We start from the raw sequence: 18,484 nt of genomic DNA on the forward strand, positions 1-18,484 counted from the left end.
GGGGGGGAATATGGATGAAAGTAGATTATCATCTTCATTTAGAGGAAGGCCCATATTCAATAGGCTGGCTTGCTAAAATAAATGATGCACTACAATATTTTGAACCGCTTAAAGAAGATAAACATTCAATGGAATGGCTTATGAAAACACAAGAACGCCTGAAAAAACGTGTGAAGGAAGGTCCATTTACAGCGAAATGGATTGATTTATATTTAGAAGAGGCTTTGCGAAAAGGTATAAAAGAAGTTGGTATTGTCGATCATTTATATCGTTTTCATGAAGCGAAAGGATATTATGAAAAGTATGTAGATATTAGTGATTCTAAGCTTGGTCGTTTACAAAAAGAATGGTTAGATCAAGTAAGAGTAACGTCTCTTTATGATTTTACAAAGGCGATAGAAGAAGCAAAAGAGAGATGGAATAAACAAGGGGTAACGCTCAAACTTGGAATTGAAGCGGATTATTTTATCGGGGGTGAACAAGAGTTAAAAGGCTTACTAGCATTAGGAGACTTTGATTATGTAATCGGTTCGGTCCATTTTATAGATGGATGGGGATTTGATAATCCAGATACGAAAGAGTATTTTGGTACGCATGAGTTACATACTTTATATCACACGTTTTTCGCTACAGTTGAAAGTGCCGTTCGTTCTGAGCTCTTTGATATTATAGCTCACCTCGATAACATAAAAGTATTTAATTACCGGTTAGATGAGAATGAACAGCTTTCTTATTATAAGGAAATCGCTCGTGCTTTAGTGGAAACAAATACAGCAACAGAAATAAATGCAGGGTTGTACTATCGTTATCCTGTGCGCGAAATGTGTCCAAGTCCGCTTTATTTACAAGTATTAGCTAAACATGGAGTTCCGATTACTCTATCCTCAGATGCTCATTATCCGAATGATTTAGGAAAGTATGTGAAAGAGAATATAAAGACATTACGCAATCATGATATTTCTCACATAGCTACATTTACGAAACGAGTAAGAACGATGAGATTGCTTGAAGAAGAAGTGACAATTTTAAAATGAAGCACGATTTTTTGATGAAAACCACCCTTTTTGTTCAAAATAAGAAAGAATAAAAAGGAGGGTGGAAAATGGCGGAACAACAAAATAAACAAAACGTACAAGTGGCGGAGCAAGCCTATACTTCTGAAACGAGTAATACAGCTAACTCTGTTATTGAGGAACAAATTAGCGATACAGTTGCAGAAGGAACAATCGATGCGAAGCTTGGGAAAGAATCGCAAGAAAAAGCGTAAAAAGAGGGGAGAGTTGCATCTCCTCTTTTTTTATGGAAAAGTGTCGATTTTCAAAACTATAATCAAATTCCTTGGTTTTTATATGTGGATTTCTTACAATGAAATATAAGAGATATCTTATTTTCTATAGAAGAGGTGTTAGTAGTGGCGAAAATATTAGTAGCAGGGAAAATTCCAGAAATCGGATTAGAACTATTAAAGAATCATGATGTAGAAATGTACGATAAAGAAGAGTTAATTTCTTTAGAGGAATTAACAGAGCGTGTAAGAGATAAAGATGCATTGTTAAGTTTACTTTCTACAAAGGTGACGAAAGAAGTTATTGATGCGGCATCTAATTTAAAGATTGTTGCAAACTACGGTGCTGGTTACGATAATATTGATTTCACGTATGCAGGAGAAAAAGGAATTACAGTATCGAATACACCGAAAGTATCAACTGAAGCGACAGCAGAATTAACATTTGCACTTCTTTTAGCAGCGGCACGTAGAATTCCTGAAGGGGATACGTTATGTCGTACAACTGGATTTAACGGCTGGGCACCATTATTTTTCTTGGGTCGTGAAGTGCACGGTAAGACAATTGGAATTATTGGCCTTGGAGAAATTGGGAAGGCAGTTGCAAAGCGTGTGAAAGCATTTGGAATGGATATTTTATATACAGGGCCAAATCGTAAGCCTGAAGCTGAAAGTGAACTGGGAGCAACATATGTAACATTGGAAGAATTATTACAAACAGCAGACTTTATTACAATTAACTGTGCTTATAACCCGAAATTACATCATATGATTGATGAAGAACAGTTTAAAATGATGAAGAAAACAGCATATATTGTAAATGCTTCACGTGGACCAATTATGAATGAATTTGCACTTGCTCATGCACTAAAAACAAATGAAATTGAAGGTGCAGCTCTTGACGTGTTTGAATTTGAACCGAAAATTACAGAAGAGCTAAAAGGATTAAAGAATGTGGTACTTGCTCCTCACGTAGGGAATGCAACATTCGAAACGCGTGATGCAATGGCTGAAATGGCAGTAAGAAATATTTTAGCTGTATTAAATGGTGAAGAACCTGTAACACCTGTAAATCAAAAAGTATTGGTTACAAAATAAGGGTGTCCATCCTCTCTTTGATTATTAGCCCTCACCAATCGGGCTACCCGTAAATAGCGAGATAAAAAGAAACCTTCCGAAACGGAAGGTTTTTCTTATTTTTCTTTATTTGCTTTTTTAGAAGGTCTTTGTCTAATAAATTGAGATAACATATACAAAATGTATAGTGGAATGGCAATGAATAAGAAAACAGAAATGTTGCCAAAACTTGTTTGGTACATTGTAATAATAATTCCAACTAAAAATAGTGTAATAATTATGCTATATCGTGGAATTGGTACGTCTTTTAAACTTGGGATACGAACACGGCTCACCATTAAAAATGCGAACGTTACAAATACGGTAATGAGAACGATTTTTGGAATGGTATGTGAAAATAATGTTAAGAAAGCGACAAGCCCTCCTGCTGCAGTAATCGGAACTCCAGTGAAATATTTCATAGAAGTAGAAGATGGTGTTACATTAAATCGTGCTAAGCGATATGCTCCGAACAGAGGGAATAATCCCGCTATGTATAGTCCAATGATTCCGTAGTTGGAAAAAGATGTGTAATACATTAAAACAGCAGGTGCTGCGCCAAATGTTACAACATCCGCGAGTGAATCAAGCTCTTTTCCCATTTGTGAATCAACGCGTAATAAACGAGCAACACGACCATCAAGACTGTCTAACATCATCCCGATCAGTACTAAAATAGCAGCTGATTTATAATATCCTAAAGATGCATAGCCGATTGACAAAAATCCGCTATATAAATTTCCGAGCGTAAATAAGTTTGGAATAGCTGCTCTATACAAAATCTGATCCCTTGCTTTCTGTTATAAATTCTTAATTAGTGTATGAAAGTTTACTTATTTTATCATACCATAAATTTCTTTCTCATACGAAAAAAATTCCCAATTGGTGAAAGATTTGAAGTGTAAGTAAAAAAGAAGCAACTTTTCATAAAGTTGCTTCTTTCATTATTCAAATTTCGTTGTCATCGTTCCAGTTTTATATCGATTGTTAGGATCGAATCGTAATAAATCTCCATAAATCAGTTTGTCGGAGAGTTTTAAATCTGTTTTTGCTTTTTCAATATACGGCTGGCATAGTGTTACATCTGCCTCTTCACCTGAGCTTCTTTTGTAGCACATATTTTTTGTATAAACATAATCCTCTGTTACAAAACTACCATCGCGCATTACCATAAGAGGGTCTTTTTCTTTTATAAATAAGTCAGTTCCAAATTCAATGGATTGATTTGTTTTAATACCAAGTAAATGAAGTAGCGTTGGTTTAATATCAATTTGTCCTGATACTTTAGAAATGACTTTTCCTTCTTGACCTGGCACATGAATAATGAGAGGTACGCGTTGTAATTGCATAGAATCAAACGGTGTAATAGCGTCTTTCCCAAGGAACTGAGCCATAGCTGCATTATGGTTTTCAGAAATACCATAATGATCACCATAAATGACAATAACGGAATTATCGTATAATCCTTCTTCTTTCAATTGGTTAATGAATAATTTAAGAGCTTCATCCGTGTAGCGGACCGTTGGGAAATAGCGGTTTAGAACATCGCTTTCTGAATTAAACTCATCAACATATTGATCTTCTGGATTTAGAAGAAACGGAAAATGATTTGTTAAAGTAATAAATTTTGTATAGAACGGTTGTGGTAAAGATTTTAACTTTGGAATAGATTGTTCAAAGAACTCTTTATCTTTTAATCCCCAACCGACAGACATTTGTTCAGTGCCTACGTAATCATTTAAATTAAAATAACGATCATATCCAAGTGCAGGATACATTACATCACGATTCCAAAATGTTTTATCGTTTGAATGGAAGACAGCGGAAGAATATCCATATTTCTTTAACTGTTCTGGTGTGGCAGTATATTCATTTGTTGCATGAGTAAAGAATACAGAACCACGATCTAACGGATAAAGGGAGTTTTCAACGATAAATTCAGCATCGGAAGTTTTACCTTGTCCCGTTTGATGATAGAAGTTATCGAAGTAAAAACTATCTTTTATAAACTCATTTAAAAATGGAGTAATCTCTTTTCCATTTATTTTTTTATTAATAACAAAACTTTGTGTAGATTCCATTGAAATTAAAATTACATTTTTACCTTTTGCAGCTCCGAATAAGTTTTTATCAACTTGCTTATCTTTTGCGTCAGTATAATTTTTAATTTCGGAGAATCCGTCGCCACTTGCAAATACACGTTCAGCCGAAGATTTAGATTGAAGTGTAATATCGAATAGATGATATGTGTATAAACCTAAATTTTTCACGACAGTTTGACGATCAAATGAGCGTGAGAACATTTGTGGTTTGTAAATAACTGAAACAGCAATTTGCAGTGCCAATAGCGCTGTTACACCACTAAAGAAAGTCCGTTTTTCAGAACGAGAAAGTGGCGCCCTGTCACAAAATGATGGGAATTTACGTGAAATAAACATTAAAATAATTGCATCTGCAAATAAAAGTAATGTTTTGTACGTAAAGAGCTCTTTAATGCTCGTTCCTAAGTCAGCCATATTATTTGTTTGGAATAAAACAGGGAAAGTAACAAAATCGTTATAGAACCCGTAAAACATTGCATTTCCAAATAAAATAAATGACAGTATAAAACTAATTCCAATAATAATTCGGTTTCGGTACTTAGATGCAAGTAAAGCTAAACCGAAAAATAAAAGTAATGAAGCTATTGGGTTAATAAAAAGCATAAATTCTTCAAAGAAGTTATCAATTTTAATATCAAATGCTAGCTTGTACACAATATATGTTTTAATCCATAATAAAACGACCGCAACGAGTGCAAATCGCAGTTTTGGAAACAAATGTTTTAGCATAATATACTCCTCTCTTAAAAGCATGACAGTTCATGTGAGTTTGTTTGAAAATCGTCTCACTATATATATACGAACAGTCCTTTATTATTATGATTATTATACTATGAGTATCATTATACGAAAATAAAGGGGAGTTGTGGGCTTTTTTTGTAACAATTGAGTAGAAAAAGCGAAGTGGGAGACAATAAAATGGAATTTCTATGTATGATTATTATCATTCGTTAAACATGGAAAGTATCGCGTAATGATACGGAGGTTATGATGCGGAAATTATTATATTTTATAGTATGCATTAGTTTTATGCTTTTTGTTTCACCGAGTGTATCAGTAGCACAATATGATGCACCGCTCATGGAAGATGCTCTTTATTCTGTGTTATTTCCAAAAATAAATGAAGCGATTGAGAAACAATATGGAAAATTAAAACCGTTTGATTGTCCTAAAATTATTAGTCTAAAAAAACTTTATAGCGGTACATATTTATTTCAAGCAGTAATTGAAATAACGAAATATGAATCAGGAATAGGTGGAAAAGTACTTCCGCCGTTTGAGAAGATAAGTATGACGTTTAACAATGAAGAAGGAGAATGGACTGTTACAAAAATCTCTATAAAGCGCTTACCAAATGACACGAAATTAAACTGTAAAAAAACAATATAAAAAATTGTTTGACAAATAAAATGTTCCTTTGGTATTGTTAATAGCAACAATTAGATGTTTGAAAATTAAATAGACTTACCTCATCTACTCTCAAAGGTAGAGGCCGCGATAGGAAAGAGTAAGCTATGGGAGATTTAGTGGAATCTGTGACCATAGGTTGAAAGGGACTATTGCCGAAATATAAGAATAACCACGTTATTCTTATATTGGGACTGCATTGAATAAATGTAGTACTGTCATAATATTTATTTTATGGAGAACTATTTGGAGATGTTGATGCGGTTTCTTATTTTGAGAAGATAACAACTCGTTTATTTTTTCAATATATATTTTTCCTAATAAGAAACGCGTGTGAACATTGTTCCGCGCGTTTTTTGTCTATCTAAAAGCGTGCTGCAATGAATAGAAGATTGGGGTTATGAGTTTTAGAGGAAATAAGGGAGGAATTCAAATGTATTTTCACGGCACAAGCCGAATCAATGGGCAAGGACACTTAGAAATTGGAGGGTGCGATACGACGCAACTAGCAAAACAATACGGAACACCACTTTATGTATACGATGAAGAGTCAATCCGAGGGAAATGTCGTGCGTTTCATCGTGCTTTTAAGGAAAGTGGTTTCTCTTATCAAGTAGCATATGCTAGCAAGGCGTTCTTGTGCATGGAGATGTGCCGAGTAGCTCGTGAAGAAAATATGTCTTTAGACGTTGTCTCTGGAGGAGAATTATATACTGCACTCCAAGCAGGATTTCCGGCATCGCGCATTCATTTTCACGGAAATAATAAAACAGAAGAAGAAATGATTATGGCTCTTCAGGCGAATATTGGTTGTTTTGTGGTAGATAATTTCTTAGAATTAGAAATTTTACATGATTTAGCAGTGCAACATGGGAAATTTGTGAACATATTAATCCGTGTAACGCCTGGAGTAGAGGCACATACACACGAATATATAACAACAGGTCAAGAGGATTCGAAATTTGGATTTGGTGTTTCAAATGGTCAAGCGATGCAAGCAATTGAGCTAGCTTTGCAAAAATCAAATTATAATGTGCTAGGGATTCACTCGCACATCGGATCGCAAATATTCGAAACGGCTGGTTTTGTTCGAGCAATTGAAGTATTACGTCAATTTTTAGAAGAAGTGCGAGAGCGAACAAATTATGTAGTGAAAGTATTAAATGTCGGCGGAGGTTTCGGTATACGTTATACGGAGTCTGATACACCGTTAACACTTGAAACGTATGTGCACGCTGTAACAAGTACGGTGAGAGAGCAGTTTACATTATGTGAATATCCGCTTCCTGAAATATGGATTGAGCCAGGGCGTAGTATTGTAGGTGATGCTGGAACAACAATTTATACAGTCGGAGCGGTGAAAGAGATTCCTGGTATTCGGAAATATGTTTCAGTCGATGGTGGGATGACAGATAATTTAAGACCGGCTCTATATGGAGCGCGTTATGAAGCCATGTTGGCGAATCGAGGGAATGATGAGAATGAGGAACTTGTTTCGATTGCTGGGAAATGCTGTGAAAGTGGAGATATGCTGATTTGGGATATTAATCTACCGCAAGTTGCTTCTTCTGATTTACTAGCAATTTCTTGCACGGGAGCATATGGGTATTCGATGGCTAATAATTATAATCGTATTCGTAGACCGGCTGTAGTCTTCGCAAAAGGCGGAACATCACAAATTGTTGTAGAACGTGAAACATATGAAAATATTATTGGGAACGATCGCATACGTATTAAAGAACTTGTTTAAATATGAAAAAAGGAGTTGTTCAGGATGGGCAATTCTTTTTTTATAAAATAAATAAAATATATCGGAAAACTAGGATTGAAAAAAATCAGAATTGTGATAAAATACAAATACAAAGCTTATCAAGAGAAGCGGAGGGAACTGGCCCTACGAAGCTCGGCAACCTGCTTATAGAAAGCAAGGTGCTAAATCCAGCAAAATGGAATCCATTTTGAAAGATAAGGTAAAATATATTACCGAACAGTCTTTTCGAAATGGGAAAGATTTTTTTTATGAATAAAAAGGGGGGCTGTTTGCGTGAGCGTACGGGAACATTTTGATGAAGTGTCCGAAAAAATTCAAACGATGCTTGCTGATATGAAATATGGTTCAATTACAATTGTTGTGCAAGATGGAAAAGTGATTCAATTAGAGAAAAGTGAAAAGGTCCGTTTAAAGTAAAAAGCGCTGACTAGAAAAACTAGAGGCGGTTTTAATCTATTTTATTAGATTAAAACCGTCTTTTTGCTTTTACAGGGGGAAAAAACATGTTGACGTACGAAACGTGGAAAGAAAATAGTGTTTCATTTTCTGAAGAAAATGAAACGAAGGGTGCGTTATCGGTATTAAGTTGGGCTTATAGAGAGTATAAAGATGAAATTGTATATGCATGTAGCTTTGGGGTGGAGGGAATGGTTTTATTGTATCTTATAAACCAAGTAAATCCATCTGCTAAAGTTGTATTTTTAGATACAAATGTTCATTTTCAAGAAACATACGAATTAATTAAGAAGGTACGCGAGAGATTTCCTTCATTAAATATTATAGAAAAACAGCCAGAACTTACACTTGATGAACAAGCGAAGCTTCATGGAGAGAAGTTATGGGAAAGTAATCCGAATCTCTGTTGTAAGATAAGAAAAATTTTGCCGCTAGAAAAATCATTAGCAGCCGAAAAAGCGTGGATATCAGGCCTTAGAAGGGAACAATCAGAAACGCGTAAGCATACACAGTTTATAAATCAAGATCGTCGTTTTCAATCTATTAAAGTTTGTCCGCTCATTCATTGGACTTGGAAAGAAGTTTGGCGATATGTATACAAACATAGTTTGCCATATAACCCATTGCATGATGTTGGCTATCCGAGTATTGGGTGTGAGAAATGTACATTACCTGTAGGTGATGGTGGCGACTCAAGAGATGGAAGATGGGCTGGGAAAATGAAGACAGAATGTGGACTTCACTTTCAATGAGATAGATTTTGAAATAAAGCTAAGAAGGGATATAAGAAGATGAGTACAACAAATGAATTAGTAAATCGCATTGATGAAACATATGACATATCGAACATTGTAAAGGGAATCGAGCTAGACAAAATTGCACTTAGTGATTTAGAACTTTTGGCGACAGGAGGATATAGCCCTCTTACAGGATTTTTAGGGAAGAGAGAGTATGACTCAGTAGTAGAAACGCTTCGTTTAGCAAATGGTAGCGTATGGAGTATACCGATTACATTACCGGTAACAGAAGAAGTAGCAGAGAAACTGCAGGTTGGAGAGGAAGTAAAACTTGTCAACGCCGGAAATGTATATGGTGTCATTAGAATAGAAGATATTTTTGTACCAGATAAAGAAAAAGAAGCGTTACTTGTATATAAAACGCCGGATGAGGCTCATCCAGGAGTGAAAAAATTATATGAACGATCAAATGTTTACGTTGGAGGAGCTATTACTCTTATAAAACGCTTTGAAAATAATCTATTTCCTTCTTATCATTTAGATCCAATTGAAACGAGAGAAGGATTTAAAAAACGTGGTTGGAAAACAGTAGTCGGATTTCAAACGAGAAACCCGGTACATCGTGCCCATGAGTATATTCAAAAGTCGGCACTTGAAATTGTAGATGGTCTCTTTTTAAACCCGCTCGTTGGTGAAACGAAATCAGATGATATTCCTGCTGATGTAAGGATGGAAAGTTATGAAGTATTACTACAGAATTACTATCCAAAAGATCGTGTTTTTTTAGGGGTATTTCCTGCAGCGATGCGATATGCAGGTCCAAGGGAAGCGATATTTCATGCATTAGTAAGAAAGAATTTTGGATGTACCCACTTTATTGTAGGGCGTGATCATGCTGGGGTAGGAGACTATTACGGAACATACGAAGCACAGGAAATCTTTACGAATTTTACAGTAGAAGAGTTAGGGATTACGCCGCTATTCTTTGAACATAGTTTTTACTGTACTAGATGTGAAGCAATGGCTTCAACGAAAACGTGTCCGCACGGAAAAGAGGACCGTGTCATTTTATCAGGTACAAAAGTAAGAGAAATGTTAAGAAATGGTGAGATTCCGCCAAGTACATTTAGTCGTAAAGAGGTAGTAGAAGTGTTAATTAAAGGTTTGAAAAAAGAAGTAGTAACAGAATAGGGAGAGAACGACATGGATACGAATATTACTTGGCATACAGCGTCTGTTTCAAAAGATGAGAGAAGATTGAAGAATGGGCATCATAGTTTTGTAGTTTGGTTTACTGGTTTGTCGGCTTCAGGTAAATCTACTGTAGCAAATGCAGTTGCTCGAAAATTATTCGGAAAAAATATAGGGAATTACGTACTAGATGGGGATAACATTCGCCATGGTTTAAATAAGGATTTGGGATTCTCTGAAAGTGATCGTATGGAAAATATACGACGCATTGGTGAAGTAGCGAAGTTATTTGTAGATCAAGGAACAGTTGTCCTTACAGCGTTTATTTCACCATTTCGAGTAGATCGTAAACAAGTTAGAGACCTTTTAGCGGCAGATGAATTCATTGAAGTCTTTGTGAAGTGTCCGATTGAAGAGTGTGAGAAACGTGATCCGAAAGGGCTTTATAAAAAAGCAAGACAAGGTGATATTAAACAGTTTACTGGTATTGATTCACCTTACGAGGAACCTGAAAAGGCGGAATTAATTGTAGAAACGCACATGAATTCTATTGAAGAATGTGCAGAACAAATTGTGAATTACTTACAAGAGCGTAGTTTTATATAGGGGGATAAAAGATGAGGTATGAAAAAGTATGGGCAAATAATGAAAAAATGAATCCGTCCGAGAAAAAGAAATTAGAAAAAGATGGATTAGAAATCTTTAATGATATTCCGTATTATGCGGAGAATGGATTTGAATCTATTCCGCAAGAAGAGTGGGACTCCTTTAAATGGGCAGGATTGTATTTACAACGTCCGAAAGAAGCAGGATATTTTATGATGCGTGTTAATATTCCTTCTGGGATTATTACAAATGCACAGGCAGAAGCACTTGCTTCTATCGCTGAAGATTATGGGCGTGATGTGTTAGATATTACGACAAGACAGGCGATTCAGTTTCATTGGTTAGAAATTGGGCAAATTCCGGATATTTTTAAAAGATTAGCGAGAGTTGGTTTATCTTCAGCAGGGGCATGTGGTGATATTACGCGTAATATTACAGGTAATCCACTTGCTGGAATTGATGCGAATGAACTATTTGATACAACATCGATTGTTAAAGAAATATACGATTACTTCCAACATAATGAAGAGTTTTCTAATCTACCACGTAAATTTAAAATGTCTATTAGTTCTAACATTTATAATTCAGCAAATGCAGAGATTAACTGTGTGGCATTTACACCTGCTACGAAAGAAATAGATGGTGAGAAAAAAGTTGGTTTTCATATAAAAGTAGGCGGAGGCTTATCAGCTCGTCCGTACTTAGCGGAAGAATTAGATGTATTCGTTTTACCAGAAGAAGTGAAGGCAGTATCGATTGCAATTGCTACTATATTCCGTGATTTTGGATATCGTGAAAAACGCCACTTAGCACGTTTGAAATTTCTTGTCGCTGACTGGGGCGCTGAGAAATTTAAAGAGAAACTAGTAGAATACACAGGCCCATTGCAAAGTAAAGGGGAAAGTGCTCTCAAAGGCTGGAATGCAGGATACTTTTATGGCGTTCAAGATCAAAAACAAGAAGGATTAAAGTATGTCGGCTTTAATGTACCAGTAGGGCGTTTGCATGCAGAGGAAATGTTTGAGATTGCAAGAATTGCAAAGAAATATGGAAACGGGCAAATTCGAACTTGTAACTCTCAAAACTTCATTGTTCCGAATATTCCGCCAGAAAATGTTGCAGGATTATTAAGTGAACCGTTGTTTGAAGCAATTTCTGCAAATCCGAAATCATTTATTGGTCATGCGGTTTCATGTACTGGTATTGAGTATTGCAATCTTGCGTTAGTAGAAACGAAAGAAAGATTACGCAAAATCGCAGAGTACTTAGATACACAAATTGCACTCGATGTTCCAGTTCGAATTCATATGGTAGGATGCCCGAACTCCTGTGGTCAACGTCAAATTGCTGATATTGGTTTGCAAGGGGTAAAACTGAAAACGAAGGAAAAGGGAATCGTTGAGGCGTTTGAAATATATGTGGGCGGAACGCTATTAGACGGAGGAGCATATAACGAAAAATTAAAAGGGAAAATAGATGGAGAAGATTTGCCGGATGTTCTCGTGTCCTTTTTAAGTTATTTCCAAAAGAATAAATTACTAGCCGAAACGTTTTATGATTTCGTAGGACGTGTTGGAGTGGAAGAATTACAAATTGTACTAAATCGTGTATTAGAAGAAGTAATAGAGTCTTAGGAGGGACAATATGGATTTATATCGATTTGAAGCTGTATTAGCGAATAGTGTTGTTCCGATAGTCGTTGTTGCTCAAAGTGAAGAACAAGCATTTAAGCTTGCAGAGATAGAACTTGAAAAATACTTTTTACCGCTACCAGAAGTGAAAGAACTCTCTTTATATGAAAAAAAGAAGATTCGAAAAGGTGCGGCATTTGTTATTCACGAGTAAGGAGCAGTGTAACACGAAATAAGAGTAACTTCCATTCGTGATGAAGAGTGGAAGTTTCATTTTATAGTAGAAATGAGGAGAGATGATGGGGAAGGTTTATATCGTTGGGGCGGGTCCTGGTGATCCAGATTTAATTACTGTTAAAGGATTGAAATGTATCGAGAAGTCGGACGTTATTTTGTATGACCGCCTTGTGAATAAAGAGTTACTTTCTTATGCAAAGCCTGAAGCAGATTTAATTTATTGCGGGAAACTCCCGAATTATCACACGATGAAGCAAGAGACAATTAACACATTTCTTATTAAATATGCGAAAAAAGGAAAAGTTGTAACGAGGCTTAAGGGTGGAGATCCATTTGTATTTGGAAGAGGTGGAGAAGAAGCTGAAGCGTTAGCGAAGCAAAGTATCCCATTTGAAATTATTCCTGGTATTTCAGCTGGTATAGCTGCTCCTGCTTACGCTGGAATTCCAGTAACGCACCGCGATGCAAGTGCAAGTTTTGCTGTTGTGACAGGGCACCGGAAAGAAGGGGCTGAAGAGGAAGTGAAGTGGGAAAGTTTAGCGAAAGGTGTAGATACATTAGCGGTCTATATGGGGGTTAGTAATTTACCTTACATATGTGAACAACTAATAAAACATGGAAAAGATCAAAGTACACCCGCCGCTATCATTGAGTGGGGAACGACATCTATGCAGCGCACCGTTACAGCGACGTTAGGAACAATTGTAGATGTTGCCAAAAAAAAACAAATTCAAAATCCGAGTATGATTATTATTGGAGAAGTTGTCCGTTTTAGAGAAAAGATACATTGGTTTGAGAAACAAACGGAAAATGCATATCAAGTAAGCGGAGTATTGTAAAATGAAGGCTGTTATATATATATGTCATGGAAGTCGTTTGAAAGCAGCAAAAGAAGAAGCGGTTGCATTTATTACGTCATGTATGAACCGTGTAGAGGCAAATATTCAAGAAATTTGTTTTTTAGAGCTAGCGAGTCCTTCTATTGAAGAAGGATTTCGTACATGTGTGAAGCGTGGTGCTACAGAGATTGTTGCTATTCCTGTTTTTTTATTAGCGGCAGGACATGTAAAGAAAGATATTCCGCTTGAATTACGAAAGTTAAACGAGGAATATCCGGATATCAAAATAGTGTATGGTAATCCATTTGGTGTATCAGAAGTGTTTGTAAAAGCGGTATATAACGGCAGTGGCATTAAAGAATATGAAGAAGTAACACTTTTGCTTGTTGCAAGAGGGAGTAGTGATCCGGAAACTTTACAAGACATAAAGTGGATTTCTTCTTTATTTCAAAAAGAAGAGAACATTAAAGAGGTGGAAGTCTGTTATTTAGCAGCCGCGGAGCCGAAGTTTGATGAGAAGTTGAAAGAAATTGTAGAACAAAAAGAACGAAACATTGTTGTGTTACCTTACTTATTATTTACAGGCTTACTCATGAAGCATGTTGAGAAAGAAGTGTGTCAATATGAGTCGGGAGAGATAAAAATAAGTCCATATTTAGGAAAGAATGTAGCGTTTCGAGAGATGTTAATTCAGAAAACAGAGGAAATATTGAAGGGAGATCAATATGTATCCACTTACAGTGCGAGTTGATAAGAAACGTGTTGTTGTCATTGGTGGAGGGAAAGTAGCAGGGTTTAAAATTATTCCTTTACTAAAACAAGGTGCGGATATAGTTGTGGTAAGTACAGAATTAGATGCGAATTTAGTGAAACTTGTAGAAGAAAAGCAAATTCGTTGGTATCAAAGAGAGTATGAGAAAAGTGATATTAAAGATGCTTTTTTAGTAGTTGCAGCGACTAGCGATTCGGTACTAAATGAACAAATTGCTGAAGATGCCTCGGTAAATCAATTGGTAAATGTTATTACGAATCCGGAAAGTGGAAATGTTCATTTTCCGGCGGCAATTCATCGTGGACTACTTAATGTAGCTGTTTCTACTGGAGGGGCAAGTCCGAAACTTGCAAAAAAAATCCGTGATGATATCGCAAATAAATATGATGAGAAGTATGAATCGTATCTTGATTTTTTATATGAAGTTAGAATAAAAGTGAAAGAATTACAAGTAGAGAAAAGGCAAAAAAATATATTGTTGCAAGAAGTATTAAAGTCGATATATGTTCAAAGTGAACAAAAAAGAGAGCTTTTTTTACAAGAATTAGAGAGGGGAATTTATATAGGATAGTGAGTGAATTGTGCTTTACAAATATAAAAATATAATTTATAATCACAAGTAACTTCAATAGATGAAATCGATGAGCAAGAAGAGTACGTATATTTGAGGCGTTCAGAGAACTGGGGTAAGGTGTGAGCCCGGTACGATAAAATATACAGAATGGGCTTGCGAGAGGTATGCTGAACATTGCAGTAGGCAACCCGGGTTCCGCCGTTAAAAGGATAGAGTATCGGAATTTTCCTGTGCTTGAACAAGTGGGATTTATCAATCCAATTGAGGTGGTACCACGGTATTTATATTACATATATCGTCCTCTACATGCATATTTGCGTGTAGGGGACTTTTTTATTTTCTAAAGGAGGTGTGCGAGTATGAAATGAAAGTGTATAATTAATAAAAGTTATAATATTCAGAAAAGGAGAAATTATGATGAAAGAAACACAGCAATGGACGTCGAAAATTGGATTTGTACTCGCAGCAGCCGGAGCCGCAGTAGGTCTTGGTGCAATATGGAAGTTTCCATATGTTGCAGGTAATGGAGGGGGAGGCGCATTCTTCCTTGTATTCTTACTATTAACTTTATTTATTGGTATGCCTCTTCTTTTAGCTGAATTTGTTATTGGCCGTAGTACTCAAAAAGAGGCAGTTACAGCTTATAAAGTATTAGTACCGAATAGCAAGTTATATCCTTGGATTGGTCGTATGGGAGTTGTTACTTGTTTTAGCGTACTATCTTTTTATAGTGTTGTAGGTGGATGGATTTTACTTTATTTATACTATAGTGTCACAGGTAGTTTCTGGAACGGAGTAGTCGATTATGGGAAATTGTTTGCTGAAACAATTTCAAATCCAGTAAGTGCGATTGGGGCGCAATTCATCTTTATGCTTTGTACCATTTTTGTTGTTAGTAAAGGTGTGGAAAAAGGCATAGAAAAAGCAAGTAAGTACATGATGCCGCTATTATTCATTTTATTTATTGCTATCATTATTCGTGCGTTAACACTTGATGGTGCTATGGCTGGGGTAGAGTTCTTCTTAAAACCAGATTTTTCAAAGCTTACAGCAGATACGATTTTATATGCGATGGGACAATCTTTCTTCTCACTAACGGTAGGTGCCTCGGTAATGGTAACGTATAGTTCGTATTTAAAGAAAGAAGAGCATTTAGCTAAATCAGCAACATCTATTGTAAGTTTAACTGTATTTATTACAGTACTTGCAGGATTAGCGATTTTTCCGGCGATTTTCGCATTAGGAGTTAAACCGACAGAAGGACCAGGGCTACTGTTTATCGTTCTTCCTGCTGTCTTTGCGAAAATTCCATTTGGACAATTTTTCTTCATTATGTTTTTAGTGTTATTCTTCTTTGCGACTTTAACATCTGCTATTTCAATGCTTGAAATTGTAGTAGCATCTGTTGCGAAAGATAATGAGAAGAAGCGTCCGTCAGCTTCGTTATTAATTGGTATTCTTATTTTTGCAGTTGGAATTCCATCAGCGTTATCGTTTGGAATTATGAGTGATGTGAAAATATTTGGTAAGACATTCTTTGATTTCGTCGATTTTTCGGTAAGTAATGTATTACTGCCATTAGGAGTACTAGCCATTTCGCTATTCGTACCAAATAAAATGAGTAAAGAGTTATTAATGAAAGAATTAGAAGTTACGGATACGAAAGGGAAAACATTATTTAACATTTGGTTCTTCTTACTTCGTTATGTCATTCCGGTAACTGTAATTATCGTATTTTTAAATGCGGTAGGCGTATTTAAAATATTTGCATAATAAAAAGACGGAGATTTCTCCGTCTTTTTATTATGTTGTAGAAGTATTTAATAAGCGATTATATGCTTTATAAGCTGTGACAACTGCGATAAATGATCCAATTAAAAATAACGCTGAGCCCCCGAATGTAAATAACCGGCCGATGTATGTTTCTCTAGCTTCTTCTATTTCTTCTTGTAATTGTGTATTCATATTTATCACCCCGCAAAATATAGGCATTTAGTTGTAGTTTATGTAAAATGCCTAAAAAGTGTGAAGTAGTAAAAAAAACTCGGTATGCACCGAGTTTTTTTATAATCCGATATAAGGAGACGGATCAACTGCGTTTGTCTTACCAACATTCCATTCCCCAATATGAAGTTCGAAGTGTAAATGTTGTCCGTAAGATTGACCGGTATTTCCCATAAAGCCAAGTTGATCGCCTTGTTTTACAGTTTGTCCATTGGATACAGAGCGGCTATTCATATGTGCATACACTGTCGTATATGTTTTTCCGTTAACACGGTGAGATAAGTAAACAACGTTTCCGTAACTAGAGGATAATTCTGAACGGATAACAACGCCATCTGCAGCGGCAATAATTGGAACTGTTCCCGAAGCTGCGATATCGATTCCTTTATGGTTATCTAAAGAACGTGCGCCGAATCCAGAAGTTTTTGATCCAGCGGCTGGCTTAATAAATCCACCTTTGTTCGTATCTTGCGGTGTTGGTGTGGATTGTGTGCTTTCTTTAGCAGAAGCGGCGGCTTGTTTTTTTGCTTCCTCAGCCTTGCGTGCCTCTTCAGCTTTCCGAGCTTCTTCCGCACGTTTTTCTTCTTCAATTGCTTTTTGAACAGCTTGACGCTGGTTTTCTAAAATACCTTGTGACTCTTCTAATCCTTCAATCTCGGAATCTACTTTTGATACTTTCGTATGTAGATCTTTAATAAGAGTTTGTTGCTGTTGTTGATTACTTTGTAACTCTTGTTGTTTTTGTTCTAATTTTTGTTCAGATTCTTTCAATTGTTGCTCTTTTTTCTCAACAGCTTCTTTTTCTGTCGTCACGGCATTTTGATCACTTGTTTGCTTTTTCACAATATCTGTATCGTTATTTAAAATTAAACTTACGGAGTACATATTATCAACAAGATCGGCAATATTTGCAGAGCTTGTTATTACTTCTGTAATGATACTCGTACGAGGCTTCTCTTGCATAGATTGTAGCCGTTGTTTAATAACCTCTTGACGTGTATCTATGTTTGTTTGTAATTGCTCGATATGTTTCTTTTTTTCAGCAATTGTTTGCTGTGTGTTGCTAATTTCTTTTTTTGTATCGTTTAATTCAGCTTCGTTTTTATTAATAGAAGTAGTTAATTCGTCGATTTTCTTTTGTAATTCCTGGATTTCTTTTTCTATTTGTTCTTTCTCAGCTGATTTATTTTGTAAGTCATTTTGTTTGCCTTCTAATTCGGATTGAATATTAGATAATTTATTTTCATTCGTTTCAGCGTATACGGGTGAAAGTAACGGGGAAACGAAAATCGTTCCAGCTGCTAAAACACTAAATGCTGCAAATTTCTTTTTCATTGTTGTCTTGCTCCTTTCCCTATGAATGTATATATCATAAGAAGAAGAAGGGTGTCTATCGTTGTAATCATAATGTAAAGAAAACTTTATAAATTTGCTAAGTTTTGTCGGAATTTAGTATCTTTTCGTAGTGTTTGTCATAAAGTTAAAATTCTTGAATGTATAGAAAAAGGTATCAATTTCTATTTTTTCTAAAAAAGTCATGGGAAATGATGGAGTTTTCCATGGTGAAACATTACTTTGAAAACCTTTAAATCACTAGTAAGGAATCGTTCTCATGTGAGGTTTTCTGACATGGGCTTTGTTTTTGTCAAGAAAATTATTTGTATTCGGGCAAACTTATTTTGTTGTCAGATTTTAAATTTTGATTTATGATTTTTAACAGGGACAAAATGTAGTGAATTGTCGAATAATATGTAAT

19 protein-coding genes, 2 riboswitches and 1 other annotated feature are annotated in these 18,484 nt (G+C 35.7%); of the genes, 15 read left to right on the forward strand and 4 right to left on the reverse strand.

Translation table 11 applies throughout. The features are described from left to right. The first annotated feature begins 14 nt into the window (after positions 1–14). The 3 genes from MR071_RS19040 (at position 15) to MR071_RS19050 (ending at position 2,383) form a co-directional block, all read left to right on the forward strand. Entirely contained in the window at positions 15–1,034 is a 1,020-nt protein-coding gene (locus MR071_RS19040) for a histidinol phosphate phosphatase domain-containing protein (RefSeq protein WP_105584084.1), read from the forward strand. Positions 1,035–1,102: 68 nt separating this feature from the next. After that, positions 1,103–1,267 carry a YozQ family protein gene (locus MR071_RS19045; RefSeq protein WP_105584083.1) on the forward strand — a complete coding sequence of 55 codons (165 nt, stop codon included), beginning with the start codon at positions 1,103–1,105 and terminating at the stop codon, positions 1,265–1,267. Between the two features lie 144 nt (positions 1,268–1,411). Then, the gene (locus tag MR071_RS19050; RefSeq protein ID WP_242237582.1) at positions 1,412–2,383 is read left to right on the forward strand and encodes an NAD(P)-dependent oxidoreductase; all 972 of its coding nucleotides are present in this window, start codon (positions 1,412–1,414) and stop codon (positions 2,381–2,383) included. A 95-nt stretch (positions 2,384–2,478) separates the two neighbouring features. Here the strand turns inward: MR071_RS19050 and pssA are convergent, their stop codons facing one another. Together pssA and MR071_RS19060 are read right to left on the reverse strand one after the other, a co-directional pair. Beyond that, positions 2,479–3,180 (reverse strand): CDP-diacylglycerol--serine O-phosphatidyltransferase, encoded by a 702-nt coding sequence (gene pssA / locus MR071_RS19055; protein ID WP_002011698.1) that lies wholly within the window; start codon positions 3,178–3,180, stop codon positions 2,479–2,481. Positions 3,181–3,345: 165 nt separating this feature from the next. Next, the gene (locus MR071_RS19060; protein ID WP_105584081.1) at positions 3,346–5,232 is read right to left on the reverse strand and encodes an LTA synthase family protein; all 1,887 of its coding nucleotides are present in this window, start codon (positions 5,230–5,232) and stop codon (positions 3,346–3,348) included. Between the two features lie 261 nt (positions 5,233–5,493). Between MR071_RS19060 and MR071_RS19065 the strand changes: the two genes are divergently transcribed. From MR071_RS19065 to MR071_RS19120, 12 genes are all read left to right on the forward strand, one after another. Next, positions 5,494–5,892 (forward strand): DUF3888 domain-containing protein, encoded by a 399-nt coding sequence (locus MR071_RS19065; protein ID WP_105584080.1) that lies wholly within the window; start codon positions 5,494–5,496, stop codon positions 5,890–5,892. A gap of 89 nt (positions 5,893–5,981) precedes the next feature. After that, positions 5,982–6,163: riboswitch (Lysine riboswitch) on the forward strand. Between the two features lie 180 nt (positions 6,164–6,343). Then, positions 6,344–7,660 (forward strand): diaminopimelate decarboxylase, encoded by a 1,317-nt coding sequence (lysA, locus tag MR071_RS19070; RefSeq protein WP_105584079.1) that lies wholly within the window; start codon positions 6,344–6,346, stop codon positions 7,658–7,660. A 113-nt stretch (positions 7,661–7,773) separates the two neighbouring features. Then, positions 7,774–7,882: riboswitch (SAM riboswitch) on the forward strand. Between the two features lie 72 nt (positions 7,883–7,954). Beyond that, entirely contained in the window at positions 7,955–8,098 is a 144-nt protein-coding gene (locus MR071_RS19075) for a YezD family protein (RefSeq protein WP_002149491.1), read from the forward strand. An 86-nt stretch (positions 8,099–8,184) separates the two neighbouring features. Further along, complete coding sequence (locus MR071_RS19080) at positions 8,185–8,889, forward strand: phosphoadenylyl-sulfate reductase (protein ID WP_105584078.1); 705 nt, start codon at positions 8,185–8,187, stop codon at positions 8,887–8,889. Positions 8,890–8,928: 39 nt separating this feature from the next. Further along, positions 8,929–10,065, forward strand: a complete 1,137-nt coding sequence (gene sat, locus MR071_RS19085; protein WP_242237586.1) for a sulfate adenylyltransferase — start codon at positions 8,929–8,931, stop codon at positions 10,063–10,065. A 12-nt stretch (positions 10,066–10,077) separates the two neighbouring features. After that, positions 10,078–10,671 carry an adenylyl-sulfate kinase gene (gene cysC / locus MR071_RS19090; RefSeq protein WP_105584076.1) on the forward strand — a complete coding sequence of 198 codons (594 nt, stop codon included), beginning with the start codon at positions 10,078–10,080 and terminating at the stop codon, positions 10,669–10,671. Between the two features lie 11 nt (positions 10,672–10,682). Beyond that, entirely contained in the window at positions 10,683–12,305 is a 1,623-nt protein-coding gene (locus tag MR071_RS19095) for a nitrite/sulfite reductase (RefSeq protein WP_242237589.1), read from the forward strand. A 10-nt stretch (positions 12,306–12,315) separates the two neighbouring features. Continuing rightward, a complete protein-coding gene (locus tag MR071_RS19100) occupies positions 12,316–12,516 on the forward strand; it encodes a DUF3906 family protein (protein ID WP_070141468.1) in 201 nt (66 codons plus the stop codon). An 85-nt stretch (positions 12,517–12,601) separates the two neighbouring features. Next, entirely contained in the window at positions 12,602–13,378 is a 777-nt protein-coding gene (gene cobA / locus MR071_RS19105) for a uroporphyrinogen-III C-methyltransferase (RefSeq protein WP_242237592.1), read from the forward strand. Position 13,379: 1 nt separating this feature from the next. Further along, positions 13,380–14,129: a sirohydrochlorin chelatase gene (locus MR071_RS19110; protein ID WP_242237594.1), complete on the forward strand. Its 750-nt coding sequence runs from the start codon at positions 13,380–13,382 to the stop codon at positions 14,127–14,129. Further along, complete coding sequence (locus tag MR071_RS19115; RefSeq protein WP_105584072.1) at positions 14,104–14,721, forward strand: NAD(P)-binding protein; 618 nt, start codon at positions 14,104–14,106, stop codon at positions 14,719–14,721. The genes MR071_RS19110 and MR071_RS19115 overlap by 26 nt, the downstream gene beginning before the upstream one ends. A gap of 61 nt (positions 14,722–14,782) precedes the next feature. Then, positions 14,783–15,030 (forward strand) — a binding site (T-box leader). Positions 15,031–15,141: 111 nt separating this feature from the next. Further along, positions 15,142–16,497: a sodium-dependent transporter gene (locus tag MR071_RS19120; RefSeq protein ID WP_242237595.1), complete on the forward strand. Its 1,356-nt coding sequence runs from the start codon at positions 15,142–15,144 to the stop codon at positions 16,495–16,497. A 30-nt stretch (positions 16,498–16,527) separates the two neighbouring features. Here the strand turns inward: MR071_RS19120 and MR071_RS19125 are convergent, their stop codons facing one another. Beyond that, complete coding sequence (locus tag MR071_RS19125) at positions 16,528–16,689, reverse strand: hypothetical protein (RefSeq protein ID WP_002158647.1); 162 nt, start codon at positions 16,687–16,689, stop codon at positions 16,528–16,530. Between the two features lie 99 nt (positions 16,690–16,788). Next, positions 16,789–18,063, reverse strand: a complete 1,275-nt coding sequence (locus tag MR071_RS19130; protein ID WP_242237598.1) for a murein hydrolase activator EnvC family protein — start codon at positions 18,061–18,063, stop codon at positions 16,789–16,791. Positions 18,064–18,484: the final 421 nt, after the last annotated feature.

The sequence above is a fragment of the Bacillus cereus group sp. BfR-BA-01316 genome, from assembly GCF_022664195.1.
GTDB lineage: Bacteria > Bacillota > Bacilli > Bacillales > Bacillaceae_G > Bacillus_A.